The 23,701-nt window shown below is 34.2% G+C and carries 23 protein-coding genes and 1 tRNA gene; 12 read left to right on the top strand and 12 right to left on the bottom strand.

The window, feature by feature from the left end; genetic code table 11:
* Nucleotides 1–158: 158 nt before the first annotated feature.
* A complete protein-coding gene (locus AC0UBM_RS02185) occupies nt 159–659 on the bottom strand; it encodes a pyridoxamine 5'-phosphate oxidase family protein (protein ID WP_475687479.1) in 501 nt (166 codons plus the stop codon).
* A 283-nt stretch (nt 660–942) separates the two neighbouring features.
* Between AC0UBM_RS02185 and AC0UBM_RS02180 the strand changes: the two genes are divergently transcribed.
* Nucleotides 943–1,015: transfer RNA gene (locus tag AC0UBM_RS02180), tRNA-Gly, on the top strand.
* Nucleotides 1,016–1,441: 426 nt separating this feature from the next.
* Here the strand turns inward: AC0UBM_RS02180 and AC0UBM_RS02175 are convergent.
* Nucleotides 1,442–3,952: a leucine-rich repeat domain-containing protein gene (locus tag AC0UBM_RS02175; protein ID WP_475687478.1), complete on the bottom strand. Its 2,511-nt coding sequence runs from the start codon at nt 3,950–3,952 to the stop codon at nt 1,442–1,444.
* A gap of 219 nt (nt 3,953–4,171) precedes the next feature.
* Here AC0UBM_RS02175 and AC0UBM_RS02170 point away from each other — a divergent pair, with 219 nt between their 5' ends.
* The 11 genes from AC0UBM_RS02170 (at nt 4,172) to AC0UBM_RS02120 (ending at nt 15,809) form a co-directional block, all read left to right on the top strand.
* Nucleotides 4,172–9,172 (top strand): DUF5724 domain-containing protein, encoded by a 5,001-nt coding sequence (locus tag AC0UBM_RS02170; protein WP_475687477.1) that lies wholly within the window; start codon nt 4,172–4,174, stop codon nt 9,170–9,172.
* Nucleotides 9,173–9,291: 119 nt separating this feature from the next.
* Nucleotides 9,292–9,705 carry a hypothetical protein gene (locus tag AC0UBM_RS02165; protein ID WP_475687476.1) on the top strand — a complete coding sequence of 138 codons (414 nt, stop codon included), beginning with the start codon at nt 9,292–9,294 and terminating at the stop codon, nt 9,703–9,705.
* Between the two features lie 7 nt (nt 9,706–9,712).
* Nucleotides 9,713–9,982, top strand: a complete 270-nt coding sequence (locus tag AC0UBM_RS02160; protein WP_475687475.1) for a hypothetical protein — start codon at nt 9,713–9,715, stop codon at nt 9,980–9,982.
* A gap of 74 nt (nt 9,983–10,056) precedes the next feature.
* Nucleotides 10,057–10,788: an SIMPL domain-containing protein gene (locus tag AC0UBM_RS02155; RefSeq protein ID WP_475687474.1), complete on the top strand. Its 732-nt coding sequence runs from the start codon at nt 10,057–10,059 to the stop codon at nt 10,786–10,788.
* 121 nt (nt 10,789–10,909) lie between these two features.
* On the top strand, nt 10,910–11,425 hold the full coding sequence (locus tag AC0UBM_RS02150; protein WP_475687473.1) for a GNAT family N-acetyltransferase: 516 nt from the start codon (nt 10,910–10,912) through the stop codon (nt 11,423–11,425).
* Between the two features lie 4 nt (nt 11,426–11,429).
* Nucleotides 11,430–12,131: a hypothetical protein gene (locus AC0UBM_RS02145; protein ID WP_475687472.1), complete on the top strand. Its 702-nt coding sequence runs from the start codon at nt 11,430–11,432 to the stop codon at nt 12,129–12,131.
* 146 nt (nt 12,132–12,277) lie between these two features.
* Nucleotides 12,278–12,892 carry a DUF1444 domain-containing protein gene (locus AC0UBM_RS02140; protein WP_475687471.1) on the top strand — a complete coding sequence of 205 codons (615 nt, stop codon included), beginning with the start codon at nt 12,278–12,280 and terminating at the stop codon, nt 12,890–12,892.
* A gap of 182 nt (nt 12,893–13,074) precedes the next feature.
* Nucleotides 13,075–13,710: a DUF1444 family protein gene (locus AC0UBM_RS02135; protein WP_475687470.1), complete on the top strand. Its 636-nt coding sequence runs from the start codon at nt 13,075–13,077 to the stop codon at nt 13,708–13,710.
* Nucleotides 13,711–13,910: 200 nt separating this feature from the next.
* A complete protein-coding gene (locus tag AC0UBM_RS02130; RefSeq protein WP_475687469.1) occupies nt 13,911–14,534 on the top strand; it encodes a hypothetical protein in 624 nt (207 codons plus the stop codon).
* Between the two features lie 76 nt (nt 14,535–14,610).
* Nucleotides 14,611–14,985 carry a hypothetical protein gene (locus tag AC0UBM_RS02125; RefSeq protein ID WP_414034780.1) on the top strand — a complete coding sequence of 125 codons (375 nt, stop codon included), beginning with the start codon at nt 14,611–14,613 and terminating at the stop codon, nt 14,983–14,985.
* Between the two features lie 53 nt (nt 14,986–15,038).
* Nucleotides 15,039–15,809 carry a hypothetical protein gene (locus tag AC0UBM_RS02120; RefSeq protein WP_475687468.1) on the top strand — a complete coding sequence of 257 codons (771 nt, stop codon included), beginning with the start codon at nt 15,039–15,041 and terminating at the stop codon, nt 15,807–15,809.
* Between the two features lie 81 nt (nt 15,810–15,890).
* On the opposite strand, the gene AC0UBM_RS02115 is transcribed toward AC0UBM_RS02120, so the two are convergent.
* The 10 genes from AC0UBM_RS02115 to AC0UBM_RS02070 form a co-directional block, all read right to left on the bottom strand.
* Nucleotides 15,891–16,322, bottom strand: coding sequence for a hypothetical protein (locus AC0UBM_RS02115; protein ID WP_475687467.1), 432 nt, complete (start codon nt 16,320–16,322; stop codon nt 15,891–15,893).
* A gap of 20 nt (nt 16,323–16,342) precedes the next feature.
* Nucleotides 16,343–16,852: an endonuclease V gene (locus AC0UBM_RS02110; RefSeq protein WP_475687466.1), complete on the bottom strand. Its 510-nt coding sequence runs from the start codon at nt 16,850–16,852 to the stop codon at nt 16,343–16,345.
* Between the two features lie 146 nt (nt 16,853–16,998).
* The gene (locus tag AC0UBM_RS02105) at nt 16,999–17,454 is read right to left on the bottom strand and encodes a hypothetical protein (RefSeq protein ID WP_475687465.1); all 456 of its coding nucleotides are present in this window, start codon (nt 17,452–17,454) and stop codon (nt 16,999–17,001) included.
* A gap of 2 nt (nt 17,455–17,456) precedes the next feature.
* Complete coding sequence (locus AC0UBM_RS02100) at nt 17,457–18,458, bottom strand: C40 family peptidase (protein WP_475687464.1); 1,002 nt, start codon at nt 18,456–18,458, stop codon at nt 17,457–17,459.
* 23 nt (nt 18,459–18,481) lie between these two features.
* Nucleotides 18,482–19,240 carry a DUF2314 domain-containing protein gene (locus AC0UBM_RS02095; RefSeq protein WP_475687463.1) on the bottom strand — a complete coding sequence of 253 codons (759 nt, stop codon included), beginning with the start codon at nt 19,238–19,240 and terminating at the stop codon, nt 18,482–18,484.
* 63 nt (nt 19,241–19,303) lie between these two features.
* Complete coding sequence (locus tag AC0UBM_RS02090; protein WP_475687462.1) at nt 19,304–20,011, bottom strand: DUF1963 domain-containing protein; 708 nt, start codon at nt 20,009–20,011, stop codon at nt 19,304–19,306.
* Nucleotides 20,012–20,023: 12 nt separating this feature from the next.
* Nucleotides 20,024–20,443: a DUF2262 domain-containing protein gene (locus tag AC0UBM_RS02085; RefSeq protein WP_475687461.1), complete on the bottom strand. Its 420-nt coding sequence runs from the start codon at nt 20,441–20,443 to the stop codon at nt 20,024–20,026.
* Nucleotides 20,444–20,513: 70 nt separating this feature from the next.
* Nucleotides 20,514–21,677 carry a hypothetical protein gene (locus tag AC0UBM_RS02080; RefSeq protein ID WP_475687460.1) on the bottom strand — a complete coding sequence of 388 codons (1,164 nt, stop codon included), beginning with the start codon at nt 21,675–21,677 and terminating at the stop codon, nt 20,514–20,516.
* 211 nt (nt 21,678–21,888) lie between these two features.
* Nucleotides 21,889–22,530, bottom strand: a complete 642-nt coding sequence (locus tag AC0UBM_RS02075) for a hypothetical protein (RefSeq protein ID WP_475687459.1) — start codon at nt 22,528–22,530, stop codon at nt 21,889–21,891.
* Nucleotides 22,531–22,714: 184 nt separating this feature from the next.
* The gene (locus AC0UBM_RS02070; protein ID WP_475687458.1) at nt 22,715–23,620 is read right to left on the bottom strand and encodes a DUF6892 domain-containing protein; all 906 of its coding nucleotides are present in this window, start codon (nt 23,618–23,620) and stop codon (nt 22,715–22,717) included.
* Nucleotides 23,621–23,701: the final 81 nt, after the last annotated feature.

Raw genomic sequence — 23,701 nt, 5'->3', positions numbered from 1 at the left:
ACATTTAGACCAAAATCTATAGCGTTAATCTTTACTTTAATTGAGCACATTAAGACTATGATATATCCTTGATATCCGATATATTTTTAGAAGTCTATTGGAATCCATATTTCTGAGCAAGACAATAAAAAATCGGGTCGAAACCCGATTTAAATATATTATAATTTTAACTTACCATAATCCATGGTATCCGGTTTATCTCCTGTTACGGCACTCACTCCCAGTTTTACCAAAGAGACCAACTTATTATGTTTTGGATCCCAGTAATATGCCTCTGTAGGAGTAATCCCTATAGCGGTGATATTGGGGTCGTCTTTACTCTCAAACCACATGCTGTCTGCCTTAGAGTATAAATCATCAATAATAGTTTTATCTGTTACAATTCTAGCTGTTCCATAGACATTTAAAAATTGCATATCACTTTTGTCGGCATAGACTAAATGTACATTTGAGTCTTTAATAATGTTCTGATTATGGGTACTATTTTTATTACTTAAGAACCAGATGATTCCGTTTTCATCTACTTTTTTAGTACTCATGGGAATCATGTGTAAAGGCAGTGCTTGTAAATTAGTCGCCATCATGGTAAAGTCGATTTCTTCGGCCATGGCTTTAATTTTTAATTTTGCTTCGTCTCTATATAAATTTTCATTGCTCATACTGTTATCTTTTTAAGAATTAATAAACTGATAACAAGTTTACTCAACAAAGATATTTTGAGCTGATGCAATGCGATGTAATATTAACTCAGAAAAGCACTTTTGAAACTAATAAAAATATCTAAAATTATAAATTAGCATTATTGTAAATTTCATAATTACCTATCAATAAGCCTTTTAATTTTACGCTGTAAAAAAAGTCAAAAATACTTTAAAAATTAGAGCTTTATTATTTGGAAAATAGAGTGAAATACATGTAAATTTGCCACCGCTTACCAATACTGCGAGAGTAGCTCAGTTGGTAGAGCGTCAGCCTTCCAAGCTGAATGTCGCCGGTTCGAACCCGGTCTCTCGCTCAAAGCGCTTCATAAAATTATGAAGCGCTTTTTTTTGTGATATGGTGGTGTGTAATTAATCAAAAAAAACGCTTCACATTAACGTTCTCGACTCTGCTCGAACACCATAGAAAAGCATGTGATTTTACTATTTTATAGAACTCTAGAAAAGTCGTTGAAAATTAAACTTTGGAGAATTTAAACAGTATTTGAGCAAAGTCAGGAATTCCAGTGATAATCTAAAAATAAACAAATAATTTTTCATCGCTAAAATTAAGAGTGTGATTCGTGATTGTCAACTAATTTACATTTTTACGTTCTCGACTCCGCTCGAACACCATAGAAAAGCATGTAATTTTTTCTATTTTACAGGCATCTAGAAGAACCGTTAAAAAATTAATAATTAAGAATGTAACCGGTATTCCAGCGGAGTCGAAAATCTCCCATTTACATTTTAAAAGGCGCTTCGCTGTCTTCCGCATCAAAATTTCGTTGAGACACTAATTTATGTTCCAATGGCTCATACAACTCAGATTTCATATTGCTACCATTAAATTTAGAGGTCCAGTAAACCATTTTTTTTAAATTGAGATTTCTAAAGCCTTCAGATACTTTTTCTGAAAATTCACAACCACTAATACTTAATACTTCAAGCTGTGTTAAACGGGTTAATGCTACAGGTAAAATGGTCTGTTTAAAATTGTTTATTCCTAAAACACGTAGACTTTTCATATTTGCAATCCAAGTTGGTATTTTTTCTTCTCTGTTATGTGCACTGATGAAAAGTGTTTCTAAATTTAACTCAGAAATCGTTTCTGGATATGTACTGCCATTTTCATTTAAGCCTTCTAACCAAAGGTGTTTTAAAGAACTCCAACGGGATATTACATCGATACTTTCATCGTTAATATGATCACAATGTATCAGTTTTACTGCTTCAATAGTTTCAACGTTGAGGTTGTCTATGGTTTTAAGGTCTACACTCTGCATTCTTAATTTTTTAAGCTTAAGCAAAGTTACAGTAGGAAAAGCATCAAAACCTGTGGCTTCAAATATCCCTAAAAATTCAAGATTTGGTGTATGGGTTAATAAACGCTCTAAAGCTTCGGTACTTCCATTATAACTTTCAATTCTTAGTACTTTTAGATTTGTATGTGTAAAGGCCGTTAATCCATTATTTTGTTCTGGATTGTCTTTTTTAAATGTGATGGTAAGCTCCTTTAAATTTACGAAGTTTTTAAGTACGCTATCTAACTGACTCGCATCACTAGTGAATTCATACGATTCAATGTTTTCTGAATGTCTAAAGGTTTTAAAATTTAAAACATTACCAACATCATGATTCCGATGTCCAAGATTGAATTTAGTCGCGCTAATTACCGTATGAAATTGCTGTAAATTAAGTATTGGTGTGGATTTTATTTCAATATTAAACACATCAAACGGTACTGTTCCTGCCTCTATTCCTTTTATTTCAGAAATAGTTAAATTACTAATCTGCTTTGGCAAGCAATCGGTATTTATAACTAAGGCACTCGCATTTTTAATCGTCAGGTTTTCTAACTGCGCTATTTTAGAAAACACATTAGGTAAAGTTCTAACAGGGAATTCTGTATCCTTAGTATGCCACTCTTGAAATCTGTATAGCTCAATATTTTTAAGTTTTGTACACTGCATAATCCCTTCAAAAAGCCAATCTAATTTATGCTCTAGTTTGTAATTGAGTGTCGTTAGATTTTTAAATACTGCTAAGCTCGTTTTATGTGGTGTTTCTGGTGCTTCACAATTAACAGTTATCGCCTTTAAATTAGGAAAAAACGATGCATTCTCTAGCACAAAGTTAAGTAGTTTTGGTGTGTCTAATGCGATGGATTCTCGCTGACTTACTTCAGTCATTGGGGCAATATTAATTTCGCTATTGCCAATTTTAGTGACTAATTTAGGTCTCGACGCATCTCCAAAAAATAAGGTAGCCGATATGCTATCTATCTTAGGTGCTATAAGCTCAAAATGTTCTAATTTAGGTAAATCTTCAAATCCATTTGATAGACGTGTTATGCTTTTAGATAACATCATAAACCGTTCTAATTGCTTTAAATGACTAACATCCTTAGGTAATGCAATTAACTCATCCAAGCTAAAAAATTCTATACGTTTTAAAGATGCAGGAAACACCACTTGAGACAGATCTTGAACGCCTACATAGCGCAGTTTCAATACTTTTAATTTTGTAAATTTTGTAAGCCAATTAAAGTCCGTTAAATTCAGGTTGTCAGCAGAGTTTCTAGACCAGTAAGCACCTTCAATATGTACTTTTTTTAAGGATGTTAACTGAGACATTGTATTTGGGAACCTTTTTAAACAAGGCACAACAAGCTTTAGTTTTTTTAAACTTGGTAAATGACCAATATCTTCTGGTAATTGTTCAAACTCGCCTTCAATATCTATTTCTTTTAAAGATGTTAGTTTAGGTATATCTTTAAGGATGCTATCATACGTATTGCCTTCCCCTTTTAAATGAATTTTCAGAATTTCAATCCCATTAAAACGTCCTAAAACCTCTGGGTGTTCCAACAACTGCACCAAAAATTCTTTCGAGAAACTGAATAATCCCAGTTCTGGCGCTCTACTAATAAGGGTATAGAGTTTAAACAGGTCTAAGTCTTCTGAAAGCAATCCATATTCTAAAATGGAAATCAGTCTTGCATTTACAGATTTTATTCCTCCTTTTTGGGTGAGTTTTTTTCGACTTTTAAAAGCGCGTTGTAAAGCATCTGGTGCCTGCTTTTTTATGATAGTATTACACGCGGTTCTAATGTGTTTGTCTGCTGTTGATTTTGCAATGACAAAAATTTCATAATAAAAAGCTTCAGGATAATTTTCACACCCTTTTATAGCTTCAAAAGAGGCTTCAGGTTCAAAAAAATTAAATATTGGGGTTTCTATAGATTCAGGCATAATACTTATTACATTAATGGTTATACAAACCTATTATAAAATCGTAAGCATCTTGTCACTGTATTCTGTGATATTTAAAACGTAAAAAAAACTTATAAAAATCACTAAATACCGTGAGTTTATACAAACAGATTTCTTTTAACTTGCCTACAGTAATTTGGTTTGTTTAGAAAAAGACAAATCATTGTTAATGACCATAGTTAAAAATATTTAAGTGATATGATCCCTATAGAAGATGCTAGAAAATACTTGGAGCAATATAAAAAATCAGCAGTAGACCGATTTGAATTCCGTGCGTATTCTGAGCCTTATCGTGTTTTAGCAAAAGTACTTGCAGGTATAGAAAAAGATAAACGCGTCTATTATAATCAGTATGATTTTATTGCCGCCTTCGAAGATCCTTTTAATATAAATCCTTGGACCACACCAGAAGGTATGCGTTTAGGAATGCAGTTATACGGCATTATTCAAGCACCATACCTAGCAGCAATGTGGGATTTTATAAATACATTACCCTATCAAGATTCTTATAACAGACAAGCCTTTAGATCGCGAGACGGAGAAGATGTTTTACACAAAAAAATAGTAACTTTTAGAGCATTCCTAAATTCCAGCAGAATGGGATTTGGTGGATTAACACTACATGAACATTTTCAATACAGCACCTACTTTCCTCACGGAAACAGCTTATTTTTAGCCACTTTACTTCATAATGGAAATGGTATGTTTGATGAACTTTTGGACGATATTATTCAAAATGAAGACGAAATTGGTGGTATAAGCGCTGATATTATAAAAGCCCTGCTACTTTCTGAAGACGAAAAACATTGGGAAATGGTGAGTAAATTACTACTCGCCGCCCAACGCCAAGAAGGTTTAAGACAAACCATTTTAGAGTCTTTAGACGAGTCGGGTCTTAGTGCCCTAAAATATATGATAAACGTGCTTTTAGAAAACGACCTGACCCGTTTCTCTAGTGTCACCAGAGCCGTGAGTACGTGGTTTGGCTTAAATTGGGACACGCCTAAAAAATCGGTGATTAACCGCGTGCTAGAATTGGCACAATCTTTAATTCTTAATTTAAAAGAAGTAGACACCTACTTAAAGAGTAAAGATAATTTAGAAGTGTTAGTTGGTTTGTGGTCCATTGGTATTTTAGATGTTGATACAGCTAACAGAAAAGCCCTTGATATTGTTTTTGAATCGGAAGATAGACACAAGAAGATTCTTGCATTATATTTCATTAGTCAAACCGACAAAACAAATGATCTTTTAGTCGAATATTTCAAAAAAGAGGTCGGTAAAGATTATGCATTAGACCATTGGATGGCTGTAAACTTACCACCAACAACTTTGGATAATGAAACATTTAATCGCTTATTTGCTGTAGCAAAATCGGCCGATGAAAAGGGAAAAACCTTCGAGAGTAAGATATTCTCTTGGTGGAGTTTCACACCCTCGTCTTACTACTTTTACCAGTTTTTAATTAATGGTGCTACAGAAGAACAATTAGAGCTAATGGCAGACAATTTAGAGACTTTGCCAACCGAATTTAGGGAGAATTATATCCGTAAAGTCTTCCCAAAAGATTACAGTTATTCGCTTTATAATTATCAGCAAAATGCCAAGAAAAAAGAACGTTTAAATTACGACCAATATTCTTGGAAACGCGCTTTAGCCAGAAAAGCCATTTACAACCGGAATGAACTGGTTATGGCAACGGGATTGAATTTGTTTAATAAAATGCATCTTTATGAAGCCGATTTAGACATTGCAGAAGATTTACTAAGACGAAAACATAAAGATTTACGTACCTCATTAATTCAGTTATTGGTCGAATTACCGGTAGACCAACTCCGAACGCGTACCACAAATTTAGTGACTGCCAAAAATATAGACCAGCGTTTAGCAGGACTGGAAGTGTTAACCCTGTTACATGATGCCAACAGACAACCTGATTTTATAGAAGAGGTCATTCGTAACTATAATGAGCGCTCGAAAATCACTAAAAACGAGCAAGTTTATTTAGATAAATTTTCGGATACTGCAGAAGAATTCAACTATAGTAATGGTTTTGGAGCTATAGATTACGATAATTTAACACCGCTATACATCCCAAAAACACGTTTTGAAACGAAGACGAATTTCTTTGATAAATTAGGCATTTCCATGTCTGAATCTTCAAAATTCAAATTCAAGGATTTTATTGATGCCAAGAAAATCATCTCTCAGGTTAATAAATTAATTGCGCTTGTTGCCGAACATAAACAGCATGAATACCAAACAGAAGTTTATGATGGTGAAATTGCAACCACATACATAGAAAAGGGCATTCGTGATATTAAAAAATTAGGAGACGATGCTACTGCAGATGCACTTTTACATAATATTCCGTTAGCTAACGTTTGGATTGCTTGGTATGAAAAAAGTGGTTTAAATGATTTCGAAATGTATGCGACCATTCGATACATTAATCACCGCAATGCACCATTTGGGGAATATAAAGAATTAGAACCTTTTGGCAGACAATATTATCCCGATTTAAACGGATTAAATTTAGGCGAAAAGCAAGCGTATTACAGCACATCCAATGACTATGTCACCATTTTAAGTCGTTTATTTAAAGTCTATTCAGAAGAAAATACAATGGCCTCTTTTAAATTAGATATTTTAGAAGATATGGTTGCCAATTTCCCTGAAAAACTCAAATTACTTCAATTTCAATCGTCTCGATATCGTTACGAAACCGTGACTTATAATTGGGCAAACATCATTTTACCACTCGCACCAAGTTTAAGTCAGAGTAATTTAAAACATATATCTAATGAAGAACTTCAACGTTACTGGGGAATTCATATGTATTTAGTCGCTCAAGATATTTCACATCCCGATGCAGAGACCGATGTAAAAGTAATTACACAACAAGCTAAAAGACCAGGAATTGTGCCATTTCCTAGTGTTGAGCTCAATTTAAAAGGTTATCAAGCAGGTTTATTAAATGATGATGACTTGCGTTTTCAGGCTTTAAATTCTCATGAATTAATGGTCATTATGGATGGTGGCTTTAACTACAGAATGAACTTTAAATCGGTTGAAAGAGATTCCATTCCAAAGCACGTAATTGCGCCATTAAAAACCAATTTATTAGAAACAGAACTAGAACGTGGCGACTTAGCGACGCCTGCAACAGCGTATATGAGTTCTATTTACCGCGTAGAAGGCATCGATTATGTGTTCCGGATTTTGGAACGTTTAGGAAAAGATAATTTTGAACGTGGTTACAGTTATTATGGCGACAGTAAAAAAACAATCTTTAGCGGTATTTTAAAGAAAACTACCTTTAAAGACACCGAAAGTTATGCAGATTTCGCCGCACGTGCAGATGCGTCTAATGTCAGTAAAAAACGCCTTATAGAACTTGCCTGTTACGCCACGCAATGGACGGCCTTTGTTGGTGAATATTTAGGTTTAGAAAATTTAGACGCTGCCGTATGGTGGTTTCAAGCGCACGCTTCAGATTATATGAATAGCGAAAAAGAAACCATTATTTCGCGTTATTCAAACATACCAAAAAGCGATTTTGCCATTGGAGCCATCGATATCGATTGGTTTAATAAAGTGTATCAAACCATCGGGAAATCCAATTGGAAATTACTACACGACGCCGCCAAATACATCACCGATGGAAACGGACATCGCCAAGTCAAATTGTATTCTAGCGTCATGTTAGGTGAAGTAAAAATTACCGAAACCCTAAAGAAAATTAAAGACAAACGCGATAAGGATTATGTGCGTGCTTTAGGATTAATTCCGTTAAGTAAAACCGTGCCCGAAAAAGACGTCTTAAAACGTTACAACCTCTTGCAAGATTTCTTAAAAGAAAGCAAGCAATTCGGACAACAACGTCAAGAAAGCGAAGCCATTGCTGTAGGCATTGCATTAGATAATTTATCACGAAATGCCGGCTATCAAGACCGTGTGCGTTTTAGTTGGGCTATGGAAGCGAAAGCCACTCAAGCCATTATGGAACAAGCCGTGATTAACATAGAAGAAACAGAGATAGAACTCGTGATTAACGACCTAGGTAAAGCAGATATTAAAGTTACCAAAGCAGGAAAATCATTAAAAAACATACCAGCAAAACTGCGCAAAGACAAACAAGTTATTGCCTTAAAAGAGCACAAAACGTACTTATCTAGACAATACAGCAGAACACGTGTTTCGTTAGAAAACGCTATGGTTAACGAAGATGAATTTACGGCAACAGAAATTCATAATATGATGCAACATCCTATTGTAAAGGTGATGTTGAGCAAGTTGGTAATGTACGTTTCAGAAAGAGAAATTTCAGGGTTTTATAACCAAGGAGCATTAACAGATGCTTCAGGCAAAACGCATCCGTTAGCAGAAGATGATGTGTTACGTATTGCACACGCGTCTCATTTATATCACGCGGTAGAATGGGATATGTACCAAAAATATGTATTTGCAGAGCGCATTACGCAACCGTTTAAACAAGTGTTTAGAGAATTGTACTTAATCACTAACGACGAACGCGAACACAGCAACCGTTCCGAACGTTATCAAGGGCATCAAATTCAGCCAAATAAAGCCGTAGCACTTTTACGCGGTCGTGGTTGGACGGTGAGTATGGAAGACGGCTTACAGAAAGTGTATCATAAACGCGGATTTATAGCCACCATGTACGCCATGGCAGACTGGTATTCGCCGTCAGATGCAGAAGCACCAACTTTAGAAGTCATTCAATTTCACGCTATAGACAGCTACAAAAACATCCCGCTTACAGAGATTCCGCCAGTAGTTTTCAGCGAAATTATGCGCGATATCGACCTAGTGGTAAGTGTAGCTCACGTTGGTGGTGTCGATCCGGAAGCGAGTCATAGTACTATGGAAATGCGTGGTGCATTGGCCGAAGCATCTGCCCAGTTATTCAAACTTAAAAACATCACGGTTAAAGAGCGTCATATCTTTATAAAAGGGACTTTAGGCGAGTATAGCATTCATTTAGGAAGTGGTCAGGTGAGTAAAAACGGGCTCTCGTTATCCATTATTCCAGTACATAGTCAGCATCGCGGACGTATGTTCTTGCCTTTCGTAGACGAGGACCCAAAATCGGCAGAAATTATTTCTAAAATGAAATTACTTTCAGAAGATAATAAAATCCAAGATCCAACCATTTTGGCACAAATTAATAGTTAATAATAGTATTAGGGCGTTACCTCGCTTAGGCGAGGTCGGGCTTTCTGTTGCAAGTCCTCGTGCTATCGCACTGTGGGCTTTCCACGACAATCCCTAACGCAAAAAAAATCCGTAAACCAATGGAACTGACATTACAACTTAAAAGACTGGGGAAGAAAAAAGTAAAAGAAGTCCCTTTTACCTTAGAAGCACATCCGAAGAATTTAGAAGAATTATTGATTGGCTGTGTCAAACACCAAGTGGATGCGTATAATAAAAAACGAACCGAAGTAAACGTCATCGGATTTTTAAGTCCGGCCGAAATACAAGAACAAGCCCAAAGTGGTAAAGTAGAATTTGGAGATATTACCAATACAACGCTTGCCAATCACCAACAAGCTATAGACAATGTATTGTTAGCTTTTAAAGACGGTCTATTCGTCGTTTTTGTAGACGATGAAGAAATAACCGATTTAAAAGCACCTTTAGTACTCAGCTCAAACAGTGTGATTGCCTTTATCAGGCTTACATTTTTAGTCGGCACCTATTGGTAAATTATTTATGAAAACCCTTCGACACGACTTAGCAGAACACATCACAAATTACCATTCAGTTTGGTCAGCATTATTAGCCAATACCAATTTTGGAAATTATGCCTCAAGCTTATGGGACGTGACCTTGAAACCGGAAGACATTACGGTAAATCACGATGATGAAACATTTACATTTCAACACGCTAATTTCACATTTGATGTGGAAATAGGTCTGTCCTTTGGAGATGATCATAGCCTATGTTCCAAACAGGTTTCAGGACGAGGGACATTTCAATAAACGGACTCTCATACAATTCAGATTAAAACAATAACTTTAGATAAACATTAAAACAAACTATTAAAAAACACATCATGAAACACTATACAAACGCCATCATTTTTGGAATTGCAATCGTTGCATCCTCAATTTTCTTAGGAAAAGCCTACACCGACAGAAATAAAGTCGATGGTAAAATAGAAGTCACCGGTCTAGGAAAAACAGATTTTTCATCAGATTTAATTGTTTGGGAAGGAAGTTTTGGGTCTGTTAACATGGATTTACAGCAAGCCTACATTTCTTTAGAACAAAAAAAATCGACTATTAATAATTACTTATCTAAAAAAGGGATTAAGCCAGAAGAATTGGTTTATAGTGCGGTTTCTACACATCAAAAATCGAAGCAATTATACACCGTTAATGGCGATTATGCTGGCGAAGAATTTGTAGGTTACGAACTGACGCAGTCTATAGAAATAGAATCTAAGGACGTGGATAAAATTGAAAAAGTCTCTAGGGAAATTACCGAATTATTAAACCAAGGGGTTCAGTTTTATTCGCAAGCACCACGCTATTATTACACCAAACTAGCAGATTTAAAAATTGAAATGATTTCTAAGGCAACCGAAGACGCGAGATTACGTGCCGAAAATATCGCTAAATTTTCTGGGGGACATTTAAGTGAATTAGAATCTGCTAAAATGGGAATCTTTCAAATTACAGGTCAAAATTCAGGTGAAGATTATTCTTGGGGAGGAACCTTTAACACAGCAAATAGAGAAAAAACAGCTTCTATTACTATGAAGTTGGTTTATAAAGTTGACTAATCTCCTACTCTATGTTATTTATAATAAAAAGGTATTCTTATCCACTAGAATACCTTTCTTTATATCAGAAACTGAATAACAAAAAAAAGAGCTTCATCTTAGAGAGGCAAAACACATTAATATGGTTGAAATTATAAAAGCAAACCAGACCCATTCGGATCTCATCGTAGAAGTCGGAACACAAGCGTTCAGGGAGTCTCACGGACATAGCGCTTCTAAAACCGACATAGATAGCTATATTTTTAAAACATATAAAAAGGAGACCATCCTAGAAGAATTTAACAATCAGAAAGTTCTTTATCATCTTATTTATAGTGATGGTGTTATTGCTGGATTTTCAAAAATTGAATTAGATACGACCAATAAAAATATAACTGCTTTAAGCATTACGAAGTTAGATCGCATTTATCTTTTAGAAGCATTTCACGGCAAACAATTAGGGGCTAAATTATTTCAATTTAATATTGAATTATCAAAAAAACAGCATCAGAATGGCATCTGGCTTGCCGTCTGGACCGAAAACCAAAAGGCGATAAACTTTTATCAGAACATGGGCTTTAAAATTGTAGGCGCTTTTGATTTTAAAATATCTGAGACGCATAGCAACCCTAATCATATTATGTATTTAGAATACTAAACCAATGAAAAGCGCAGGTCTAGAAATGACAACGGGTAATTCTTCAAAAGAAAAAAGTGAGAAAAACACGTTTTTTGTCATCAATATTTATGGTGCTCAACTGTATGAAAAACCTGCGTTAGATTCAAAATTGATAAAGCGCATTTCAGTTGGAGAGAAAATTGTTGCAGAGCACATTCTTGAAACAAAACAATCCATACATATTGGTGAAGGCTTTCAACTTCATGGACATTTTGTTGAAGTAAAAAACCAAGTCGGTTCTGGGTTTATTCATAGTTCAGACTTCACAACTTTTAGACCTCGATTAGAGCCTATTTACAATGGTATAATTATTCCCGATTTTAAAGGAAAACTCATACATAAATCAACGGATAAGCGCATTGAAAAGTTTAACGACAAGCCATTTGAAATTGAAGAAGATATAACTACTTATGACCATATCATTCACACCTACACGGATTTTGCTGATTGTCTTGAGAATACTTACTTATATAAGTATATGACATTACATGAAGTCTATCACCAATTACCTGTGCATGATCCTAAAATTGATGTCACTGCAAAAGGAAATTTTATTTTAATGCCTGAGTTTCTAGAAAAGAAAGACAACCAATATATTTTTAAAGGCATAGGCATCACACGTAGTATCGCAATTATTGAAAATGAAGACGGCCAATTTTTAATAACATCATTAGACTGTCCGTAACTATCCTTAGTCTTAAAACAGGCTAATTATAACAAATAGAAGCTCTATTTAGATAAACCATTATATCTCATAATGGCTGAAAACCGTGATAAAAAAACTGAGATGCTTCTCTAATTTTGTAAGAAATAATCAAAAAAATCAACATTATGAGCGGTACACTTCACGGTAAAGAAAAATCTCAAAAAGAAGTAGAAAAAATAATAGAGCAAACTAAAAATAGTGATCAAAAGATTTATCCTATTTTAAAACCAGGTAACTGGGTTGGATTAAAAGCAGGAGCTTTGAGTTCAACTTTAATTCCGTCCGAAGATGGCGCTGAAGTCGTGATTGGTTATGGTATAGATACGCCAGACAACTTTGTGTTTTTAACTAAAAAACACTTAGAAACTATGGATGCCAAACAAATTACACAAGAAGCTTTTGAAAATTTAGCAAACTGTGATACGGGATTAGAATTTGTTGGAGCTCTAGATAATAAAGCAGTTGGAGCTAACGGAAACGATTTTTCTAGTGAAACTATTCTTTCTAGAACACATATGTTAAAAGCACATGCCATGTTAGACGCTGAAGAATTATTAGTATCTATCCCTAGAAGAACGTGTATGACTATTATTTCGAGACAAGCAGATGAAGACACCATTAATAAGTTTGCATTTTTACATAACCATACTTGGGATGATGATAGTTTTGGTAATGCACCTATTACAAATTCATTTTTTATTGTAAAAGATGGTAGTATTGTTGGACATATTCCATTATAATTCAATTTAAAAAACACAGATAAAAAAGGCATTCTTAAAATTAAGAATGCTTTTTTTATAGTTTCAATGTTATAGAATTAAGCGTTATAGCTAGTTCATTACACTTAGAAATAGCTGAATACCGTGATAAAGAATAACAATTGCTTTTCTAATTTTGTACGAATCAATAAACACACAAGATTATGAGCGGTACTCTTTACGGAAAAGAAAAATCTCCAGAAGAAATAGACGAAATAGTTGAACAGACTAAAAATAGTGATCAAAAAATCTATCCTATATTAAAACCAGGGAATTGGGTGGGGTTAAGAGCTGGAGCATTAAATTCTAATTTAATACAAACAGAAGCTGGGCCAAAAGTCGTTATTGCTTATGGAATGGATACACCAGATAATTTTGTATTTCTTACGCAACAGCATTTAGAAACCATGGATGCTAAGGAAATTACAATTGAAGCGTTTAGAAACTTAGGAAATTATGAAACAGAATTCACTTATTCTGAAGTATTACAAAATAAGGTTCTGACTTCTAGTGGAAACGATTTTTCTAGTGAACGCATTCTCAATGAAGCACATATGTTAAAAGCTCATGCCATGTTAGAGGCCGAAGAATTATTTGTTTCTGTACCGAGGCGGACGTGTATGATGGTGATTTCTAGAGACGCTGACGAAGATCTACTAGGAACCTTTTTAAACTTACACAAGGATGCTTGGGAAGACGATAGCTACGGAAATGCGCCTATAGCGAATATTCTTTTTACCATGAAAGCAGGTCGTATTACGGGACATATCGCCTTGGATAATTTGTCTGAAGACGAATAAAACATAACGCTTCAATAAATTCAAACAAATAGAAGAACCACAAAAAGGTATTTACAACTATGTGAATACCTTTTTTTATGCTTTAAACAGAAGGAAATTTATATTAAGAAGCAAACCATTAAATTCATAAATAGCTGAATACCGTGATAGAAAGAGTGGCTTGCTTCAATAATTTTGTGATAAATAATAAAACAAATAAGATGAAAATCAATCCACTTAATAGAACAGATAATTTAGCAGACATTCAGGCTATCGTAACAAAAGCAAGTCAAGGCGAATACAAAGTTTTTCCTATTGTAAAAGCAGGAAATTGGGACGGTTTAGATGGTGAAATTCTACAAACCACCGCGATAAAAGGCGATACTGAAAACGATCCTTCTAAAATAGTTGCTGTTTACGGTGTAGACACCCCAGAAGGTTACGTGTATTTAACGATGGCCGATTTAGAAATTTACGAAGGCGGAAAACTACTAAATGACGCGTATAAAAACTTAGATGATTTAGAATCGACATTAGAATATGCTGAAGCACTAAACAATAAAGCGCTTATTTCTGCAGATTCTTATTTTGCAAGTGAACGTGTTTTTAGCAAAGTAGAGATGCAAAAAGCACACGCTATGCTAGAATCTGAAGATTTATTTGTGTCGACTTCAAAATATGGCGAGTTAATGATTATTTCACAACACGCCGATAAAGAAACTAAAGATAAGTTTGCTTACCTACATAAATACAACTGGAATGATGACGAGAACCCTAACGAGCGTATCGCTGACTTGGTGTATTCAATAACAAACTGTGACATTGTAGGACATATTCCTTTATAATTTTCAGAATCCAATACAGACCTAGTTACCGGTGTGTAAGCATCGGTAATTATTTTACAACTTAAACACACAACAATTGAAAAATCTAGACTTCAGTATTAACGGTAGAGTACAAAATTTAATGGTAGACATTTTTGAGGCTATTAGTACCCAAAAGGAAACCGAAATAAAAATTAGTGAGCTTTTAGATACCCGAAGCATTTTTGAACTCATTTTTGAAATTGTAAGGACCACAGATTTTTATAGTGACGATGAAAACTTCAAATTAATTAAAGCCTTAAATATTGATACTGATGAGGCTAGCAAAGAAGATGCGTTATTTAACACTTGGATGACTATGGGCGCTAATCTAAACACGTCTAAAACTCAAGAAGAATTTAATGCCAAATTCGCTTTGTTTGTGCCAATTATTTTAAAACGTATGGAAGCCATTAACCGTATGTCGGCTTAATAGCTCATTACATTTTTAGATCTACCAAATACCGATAGCCCAAAACAGAACTTATGAACATAGAAAAATTAATTAAAACTCGGGAGCCTTACCAAGAAAGGTTATTTGAGAGTTTCTTAATCGAAAATATAAAGTCGTATGAGGAACTTATGGACGTTTATCAAACTTATAAACAAAATCATCCTGACAAGACTGTAATCTTAACGCTTGATGATCTAGGTCAAGCCGAATATACCAGTGGTCACGCTTGTGATTACAATTCTCTGTTAGATACAGACGGTTATGATTTATCTGGACTTGATGAAGCGTGTTATGATGAAGATAACGAGCATTTGGGGCATCTTTCGACACCATCGGAATATTTTATTATCCGAGAAAACTTTTTAAAACAAACAAAAGGCATTGATTTTAAAACAGTTTGTGAAAAAGACATAAGCAATTCTGAAGACGATGTTATCGATTTAGAAAACATTAATGAATCTCCATTAGCTTTTTTAGACCAACAAGTTATCTTAAAAATTCTTCCTGTTGAAAAACCATACGAAGGACTTACCGGTTTTCCTAATGGGTATTTTGACGCCGATTTCAGTCCTTTTGAAAATTACGCGCTATCAAAACACCTATTTGAAACCTACAACCTTGAACTTTTTGGTATAGGAGCTTCCTTTTTAGGATTTATTAATAATGAGCCTTTAAAAGGCAATGAATTAAAAGCATTGATAGCTGACTTGGCAAAATTGTACAACACCACCGAATCAGAATTTGAAAAATTAGCAAACATCATTAAAAATAAAAACCATTTATTTTTAAGATATACCGAATAATTTCTGTCTTAAAAAAACTAAAAAGCCCAATTACAAATGTATAATTGGGCTTTTTTATTATTTACGATGCGTACCTAAAATTTACTCAGAAAACTGTTTTATAATTTCAAACAAAGTTAATTTAGTTCTCTTTATACTGCCATCATCGTGACGAAATACATGCACTTTAGTATTATCATAGCAACCAAAAAATAATAAATCACCTTCAGAATTAGCACCAATAGCTTTACCTAAAGCTAATTTTTCTAAACTCCACTTATACCCATCTAAATCTTTAAATGACGGATTCATAAATTCACTTAACGTTTTAACATACGGATGTAATGCGTAAATATGGCTCACTTCCATTCCATCTATATTGGTACGTTTCATCATCTTTTCAAAATTATACAAGGTAAATTCTTCTTCCTCAAAAATTACAGTCCTTGGTTTTTCTGCAATAAAATCTCTATAGTTTTTTCTAAATAGTGGTTTTAGTTCATCTACCGAGGATATAATTAAATTTTCAGTCATAGTTGTAACTTTTTAAAGTATTAGTTCTTAGTATTTTCTTTTGTTTTAGTATCTACAATCTGTAGTAATGTTGGCATTCGGTATTTACCGTGCATACGTTGTATGGCGCTACAAATCTCATCTCTATCCGTACCAATAGCCGTGACAAACAATGGTTTTTTACTTTCGCCACGAAACACTTCTTTAAATACCGCTGTTTTAGACACAAACTCAGATTTTGCAATACCAACAACCGGAATTTTATGGTCTAAAGCTTGGTACAAATAGCCACCTAAGCCCAAGTGTTTTTCTTCTAGAATCACGTAACCATCTACAATAATTAATTCTACCTCATCTAAATTCACTTGTTTTAGTAAACTTAAAATACACGGCAATTCGCGTTTGTAAAAAGCCCCTGGTTCGTATGGTTCTGCTCCTTCAATACTATCGGTGTAAATTTGCGTTGGAGCTTCATCTTCCCAATCGTTAAAGCTTACCGCAATGGTTTTGGCTTTTCCGTCGTAATAATACGTATCAAAAGCGAGTATCATAAGTGTTGAATTTTGTTTTTTTAGTAACTAAAGTCTTAATCCAATTGGCTATTATAAATCGGATTTTATATGCCATATTGAAAACATTAGAATAGAAAAAGCTTCGCTCCCATTTTTTCTCTGTAATTGATAAAGCGCTTTATTGTTTAGTATTCCGTTTGATGCTTATAAAAATCTAAAGCATGTGCTCTTACAGATTCTGCATAAGATGTATTATCTGCTATAACTTTTAAAACCTGTAGACTCTTTTCTCGCTCTTCACCTTCTAGCGTATTGATAAATCTGTTAAGTAAAAATGTAGAATTTAGTGTACCATATTCAGAATTGAACTTTATCAGTGCTGGGTAATACACCTTATAATCGGGTTTATCTATAGCTTCTATGACGTGGATAAACGAGAAATCTTCTTCTAACGTCGCATCGTGCCGTTTTAGAAAGCCGAAAAGTGATTGAATGAGATGCTCTTTCTCTAAATCGGGTAAAGTACTGGTATCAGGTAAATTTTCTCCAATCGCATCGAAAAATTCACTGACTTCATAATCTTCCATATCCTCAGTAACATGGAAGTTATTAATGTTTAAGATGATTTGTTGTAAATGCACTTCTAATGTATTAAATCGTAAATATTGTTATCGTTTACCTCTGAAATGGATATAAATTTATCTTTAATAATCGTTGTTTTCGTTCCATTGATAGTAGATATTCTTTTTCCTGAGATAAAATTTGTACTTGTATTCTCAGCACCTTTATGTACCGCATTTCCGTAATTATTGTATGCTGTACCAACAAGCATATACTCTTTACGCTCCTTTTGGTAACGGAATTTTAGCTCATAATCGTGGCGCATAGATTGATGAGCTATACTAATTACATTGCTATCTGAGACTTTAATGTTCTGGTCTAAATTTCTATAAATAAAAGCATAAGTTAAATTTCCGGTTTCATTTTTCAATGTAAAAGCACCGTCTTCTTGACCTTCAAATATGGCCAGTTTTACCTTGTTAGCATCTATATATCCGACGTCTCTATTTCCGTCTGTAATTAATGCGGCGTAATCTAAAATGCCATCATTATTTAAATCTACATGTACACGGTTTGGCCTATTTTCAAAATAAATCAGGTGATATCCTTTCGGTATATAATTTAAAATATCATGCATTTTAGTAGAGTTTTGGACATCCTCATTGCTATTTTGATTTAAAAACGGAGTGTTTTTTTCGGTTATAAATTCTAGAGCATCAGAATGCAGTAAATGATTATAAGTACCATGAAGTAATTCGAATGTCATAGCACTTTCTGAAGCCTTAATGCGATACACTTTATGGTGCGCCCCTTTCTCTACCCATTTAGAAAGCCTTCTTTTCATCGTACTCTTATTATCCCAGACATAGAAATCGCCTAAAGATTTTTTAATAATCCCATACTCGTTAAAATCTTTTACTTCTGAATTTTCGGTGGCAGTGCTACGAAAAATAATGTCTCCATCTTTAATGTCTTTATTAAAAATCAAATTCACGTTTGCTTCTTCATGGTAGCTTATGAAAAACCAACAGAGCGCAAGCGTGTATAATATTCCTATTAGAATATAAGTGAATTTGATTTTCATTGAAAAAAATGTTAGATATTAAATTATTCTAAAACGGGTACCAAATGCGACCAATTTAAAGCGATAGCAAAGTCTAAAGCAGTCTTCCCTGTATTGGTTTTAGCCGTTTTATCTGCGCCCAATTCTAATAAAATCTCTACTGCAGTTTTGTTTCCGGCAATAGTTTCTGTGTGTAATCTGGTAACGCCATTTTCATCTTTAGCAGTTACAACATCTAAATTTGCGCTAAAATAATCTCGCGCTGGAGTTTCCATGATTTTACTCATAGGGTGCTCGATTAGGTTCTCTTGTTCCTCTTCTTGTAAGTGAGCTACAAGAATAGTATTGTAATCGCCAAAATCTAATCCCCAGGCCTGGTCATGTTTAGCTCTTGCCTCTTCGGTCATATCAGAACGTAGCGCTTGAATGGTATAACCGCCATAGGTTTTACGGTCTATGGATAACATCCAATCGGAAATTTCTGATACTGTTCTAGTAATGGTATCGCCTTCCGCAACATTCGTTAATCTATTTGGGGAGTTGCTTAGAACGCCTGTAATATATTCGCCATCAAATTCAATTTCGCTAATCCACATATGCTCTACAATAGGTTCTTCTCGACCTTCTACCATTTGTTGAAAAGGAATTTTAACCAAGGCTAAATCGTGTGCAGGAATAACGCGTTTGGCATCCCAATAGATTTCTCTCCAGAAGTAATTAAAGGTCTCTTGGGCTTTTTTATAGGCTTCCTTCATTTTTATATTTTGTTCGGCGTAAATGATGTCTTTAGTGTCTTGACTCATAATATTTTTAAGGTTTTTTGATGTTTTTATCTTTATTTCTACAGGCCATGTTCTAATATTCAATTAATAAAAATCGTAATACAGACTCCACTGTTTGGTATCGCTATTTTTGGCGAACATTAAACTCCCGCTATCGACCACATTTAAATTTATTTTTTCGTCTGAAGAAATTTGAAACACAAACTGAAAGCCTTCTCCAAAGCCCTCTGCATCTCCAATTCCAGATTGACAAAACGAAGGATAGCCACCAATTTTATGGTCGTAAACATGTTCTGAGATATCGAAATAATCGTCTATTATCCCTTCGTCTTCTAATTTTAAAATTTCAGATTCCATATCTATAGACAAACCACCGCCATCCCATAATGGAAAATCTTGTTCTTGAAAATCTACTTGTAATGGAAATGGTTTTAAGAAAGAATCTGGATGGTCAATATTTTTAATGGTAATGCCATCTAAATCTTCATATTCACGGATCATCCAACGGTCTCCCATAGGTTCTAATTGTTCCGGTAACGCTTGTGATATAAAAACCGTTATCAGTTTTGTTTTTTTAATATTGGGGTGTACGTAAGGTAAATTAGGAAGGTAAAACTGGGCTAATGGTAACATTAAATCTCCATTTTTATCTATTGGAAGTTCTTCATCTTCATGAAAAGCGAATACCTTCCCTAACCAACTTTCTTCAATAGTATGTGTTGGTCTAAAACCTCCCGCACGAAACGTAGTTGCTGGTTTTGCAATTTTATTTTTAATGTCTTCTACGGTCATAATTATTAGTTTTTAACCAAACATGCTGGTATCGTTAAAGTGTTTCCCGTCGTGAGAATGCGCTACCAAATAGTGATTTCCAAACATCCCATTTTCTGTATAAAACACATCGATTAAATCTTTAGAATAGAAATGAATGGCTGTAACCTCTAAATTATTTTTAAAAGCTTCCTCTGTTAATTCTGGATAGCCCTCTTCTTCATCTGCCCAATTCTCATTATAGTTCTCTAAAAAATCATTCACAATTGCTGTTTTTGCCTTGGTTTCGAAGCTTACAAAATCTTCTAAAATCGTGTTTGAAAAAGCAATCATATCGTCTAAACTCACATCACCTAAATCAAGGTGTGTGTTTATTTTATACAAATCGCATGCTAGAGTTACTTTATAAGCATCCGAAATGGATTCTAATGTTAGAGAAAGTGCTTTTCTCAATCTATTTGTGCTATACAAAGATGAAACTTTGCTTAGTTTTTTAAGTAACGGATTTCAGTGATATTGAATTTTAAAGTTCTTTTTTACGTGCTTTAAGTTTATTAATTAGCAAGTCTATTTTTTTCAATTTTTCTTCGTATTCATTTTTAATGGCTATTTGAGAGTCTTCTATGGTTTCGTTAGAATCGAAATCCAAAAGTTCGACCGTATCATTTAGGCTAGCAATAGTCTCAGATTGACCTGTTGCTTTATGTGTGTCTTTAGATTTGAACAATAAGATATCGGAATCTACATCACTTATAAGTTCGTCTACTGTAATGACTTTCATAGTTCCAAATTGCGATAATTGTAAAGCATCACCGTCAAGTAATTGATTATTCAATTTAACGCTAAATGTTTCAGACGACGGACTGCGATACACTAGCCCTTCTACAGCATCCTTATCTTCTAAATGTGACAACTTATAGTTCTCGATATTTGGTGTCACTATGGTAACGGTATCAATAAGCTCGGTATTCTCCTTAAAAATATGCTTCGGATAAATAGTATGTTGTATGTTACCATTACTTAAAACAGCCCATTGTCCTGTAGGCGATTCGCTAGCAGATGGGTCGATAATGACAGTATATTTTATTTTAGATTTTCTGATGTACGGTTTAAAATCTTCATTAACTGTGGTAATTTTACTTTTGTACATAAACACCAAATCCAAAGTATAATCGGCATCGACTTTAGTCTTTATTCTAGATAAATTATCTAAAATTTCTATGACTGAGCTGTAAGCTTGGGCCTCTTTAGAAGAATCTGTAAACGATGATTTTAAAACAGCTTCTGTTCTGCTTATATTCTGTACACAAACATCGGAAACCGTTTCTGTATTCGCTGTATCTGCGTATTCATCTGGATTTAAAAAATAATCTTCAGCAACTTGGGCGCCTTTAAGTACGAAAGTTTTAGACTGATCTGCAACCAATAATTTTGAAATTTTTAAGGGGTCTTCAATCGTGATTTTAGTGGTACTTGAAGTTAAGGCTTGATCCTTCCCATTTTTAAAAACTCTTGGTTCGTTTAACGTATAAACAATCTCTAATTTTAAGAGGTTTTTAGGTAAATTATACTTGATTTCATTTTGTGCTAATCGTGTATCTTCCCGATACAATGCCGTATAACTTTTTTGGCTACAAGACGTAAATAAGATTAATATAAGTACGAAATAAAGTAGAGTATTTTTCATTTTGAATGTGTTTATTTTACATGTCAAAACTAGAAGTAATGCCTCTGAATTTTATCCCTGAAAGTAGTGAGATTGAAACATACTGTATTCAGGTAATACCGTTTTAAGCCTACTAAACAAACAGAAAAAGCACGCTTTTAGGAGCGTGCTTTTTTTACTAAATACTACGGTAAAGCAATAGTCGCTAATACAATGGCATTTATACTTTTCTTTAATTGAAAACGATAGCAGTTTTATTAGTGATACTAAATTTGGCAGCATCTAAAAGTGTTGCACAAACTAAAGTCTCTACCCAAAAATCACCTTTATCGTGTATCCTTTTATTGAGTTCCGGTAAGTTTGAAATACTATCCTGCTCGTTTAATATAATGCCCAAAGGTTTTGTAAGCGTTTTTAATTCTTTTAGCAAATCGTAAGACGATCCAATCATTGCTCCAGGAACAGGTGCTTCATCGGTATCGAAAAGAACTTCTGGTAACTGCACAGGAATATAAAATCCTTCGGTATCGGAATGCGTTAAAAGATGACTAGACATATATGAATAATGCTCTTCTAAAATCTCGTCGCCTTGTGGTTCTTCTTCTGGCGAGAAAGGTGTGGGCACCCAATTTTCCTCATATTCATTCTCCCAAGCGTGGGCAGCAAATCGTCTTAAGTGATGTAAAAAATCATATGGAAAACCTCCAGAGAATAAAGGTGCCTGATCTAAAACATCTGGTTCTTGGTGTGGTTCTAAATTATTTTTTTCTAATATCACATTTATATTGTCAAAAATAGCTTTATACGCCTCATAACCTTCTGGTTCATTCTCTATAAAGTCTGCTAATATGCCACTTGTAATTCCTAATCCCATTATCTCATTGTTTTAATTATACAAAACAAAATTAGAATTTAAGCCCCTGAGTTCTATCACTGAAATTAATGATACTTATAAATACTAAATTCTAGGTTTTGAGTTTTTGAGTAATAATTACTACCACAAAAGCACGCCATTATGAGCATGCTTTTGTATATTTCGGCATGATATTTTTAATGCATTACAGCCATTCCGCATCTATACCCAAAGCTATAAATTCTTTATAAGCGGACTCGGTAGCATAACACAGTGTCACTTTCTTTAAATTGGGAAATTGTTTGGCATCTACACATGTTTCAATATCCCAATAGTCTACAGCACCTCCCGAAAACGGACATAAATTCATATAAATATCGTTGCCACCGTCTTGATAAAAATCGGTGATTTCAGAAGCCAGACGTTTTGGTATGGGTAGGTCTTTAAAATATTGGGTGACTTCGGCTATAGGTTCGTAGCCTTCTTCATCAATATCAATTTCACGACCTTTATACCAGTCTGCAAATTCATACAAATCAAAAACGGGCTTCATTAAACCTTTGGTGTACATCAATTCTTCAATCACAGAAAGTTTAAACCCAAAATCTTCAAAAACCAAAACGTCTTCGTCCAGTGGCTTCATGGTATATTTATCTTTTGGCAGTCCTGCACCTCGTTCATACGGGATGTAAGTATGTACTTGAATGGCATCAATACTATCGTCTTCTTTACTAAACCAAGCACTAATACCACTGGCTACCAAAGCACCACTATCATCGCCTTTGAATAATTTTACATGCTGATTTTTATGAGATGCGTAGTAACTTAAAATATCTTGATTATTAAAATGAAAGATGCCTGAAAAAGGCTGTTTCGGACTAAATTCATAGCTGTCCAATTTGATGGCAATTGTAATCGATTCTGCGACATTACCATCTTTAGAATACGCCATAATACCTAATGCGCTCCATGTAAAAATAGTGTTACTTTTTCTTTTAAAAATATTTAAATCATCTCCTAAACACTCTTTTAACACGTCTATAGACACGGGAAATTCTATGGCAACAGTATTTATTTGAAATCCTTTTGAAGATAAATGTAATGCAATCATAAGTACGTTTTTGTTCGTCCAAAGATACGGACACCACCTAAAAAGAATATGCCTGTATTCCGTGATATTTATATGTAATTA

This window comes from Formosa sp. F44 (assembly GCF_056238645.1).
Note: the sequence above shows the minus strand (reverse complement) of the source record. Positions and strands in the feature narration are given on the sequence as shown.

Bases quoted from the DNA above. Each gene is read 5' to 3' on its own strand.
- AC0UBM_RS02165 (WP_475687476.1), top strand. From the start codon at position 9,292: ATGGAACTGACATTACAACTTAAAAGACTGGGGAAGAAAAAAGTAAAA.
- AC0UBM_RS02115 (WP_475687467.1), bottom strand. From the start codon at position 16,322: ATGACTGAAAATTTAATTATATCCTCGGTAGATGAACTAAAACCACTA.
- AC0UBM_RS02100 (WP_475687464.1), bottom strand. From the start codon at position 18,458: ATGAAAATCAAATTCACTTATATTCTAATAGGAATATTATACACGCTT.
- AC0UBM_RS02175 (WP_475687478.1), bottom strand. From the start codon at position 3,952: ATGCCTGAATCTATAGAAACCCCAATATTTAATTTTTTTGAACCTGAA.
- AC0UBM_RS02110 (WP_475687466.1), bottom strand. From the start codon at position 16,852: ATGATACTCGCTTTTGATACGTATTATTACGACGGAAAAGCCAAAACC.
- AC0UBM_RS02140 (WP_475687471.1), top strand. From the start codon at position 12,278: ATGAGCGGTACACTTCACGGTAAAGAAAAATCTCAAAAAGAAGTAGAA.
- AC0UBM_RS02130 (WP_475687469.1), top strand. From the start codon at position 13,911: ATGAAAATCAATCCACTTAATAGAACAGATAATTTAGCAGACATTCAG.
- AC0UBM_RS02160 (WP_475687475.1), top strand. From the start codon at position 9,713: ATGAAAACCCTTCGACACGACTTAGCAGAACACATCACAAATTACCAT.
- AC0UBM_RS02155 (WP_475687474.1), top strand. From the start codon at position 10,057: ATGAAACACTATACAAACGCCATCATTTTTGGAATTGCAATCGTTGCA.
- AC0UBM_RS02145 (WP_475687472.1), top strand. From the start codon at position 11,430: ATGAAAAGCGCAGGTCTAGAAATGACAACGGGTAATTCTTCAAAAGAA.
- AC0UBM_RS02095 (WP_475687463.1), bottom strand. From the start codon at position 19,240: ATGAGTCAAGACACTAAAGACATCATTTACGCCGAACAAAATATAAAA.
- AC0UBM_RS02135 (WP_475687470.1), top strand. From the start codon at position 13,075: ATGAGCGGTACTCTTTACGGAAAAGAAAAATCTCCAGAAGAAATAGAC.
- AC0UBM_RS02070 (WP_475687458.1), bottom strand. From the start codon at position 23,620: ATGATTGCATTACATTTATCTTCAAAAGGATTTCAAATAAATACTGTT.
- AC0UBM_RS02170 (WP_475687477.1), top strand. From the start codon at position 4,172: ATGATCCCTATAGAAGATGCTAGAAAATACTTGGAGCAATATAAAAAA.
- AC0UBM_RS02080 (WP_475687460.1), bottom strand. From the start codon at position 21,677: ATGAAAAATACTCTACTTTATTTCGTACTTATATTAATCTTATTTACG.
- AC0UBM_RS02090 (WP_475687462.1), bottom strand. From the start codon at position 20,011: ATGACCGTAGAAGACATTAAAAATAAAATTGCAAAACCAGCAACTACG.
- AC0UBM_RS02150 (WP_475687473.1), top strand. From the start codon at position 10,910: ATGGTTGAAATTATAAAAGCAAACCAGACCCATTCGGATCTCATCGTA.
- AC0UBM_RS02075 (WP_475687459.1), bottom strand. From the start codon at position 22,530: ATGGGATTAGGAATTACAAGTGGCATATTAGCAGACTTTATAGAGAAT.
- AC0UBM_RS02120 (WP_475687468.1), top strand. From the start codon at position 15,039: ATGAACATAGAAAAATTAATTAAAACTCGGGAGCCTTACCAAGAAAGG.
- AC0UBM_RS02185 (WP_475687479.1), bottom strand. From the start codon at position 659: ATGAGCAATGAAAATTTATATAGAGACGAAGCAAAATTAAAAATTAAA.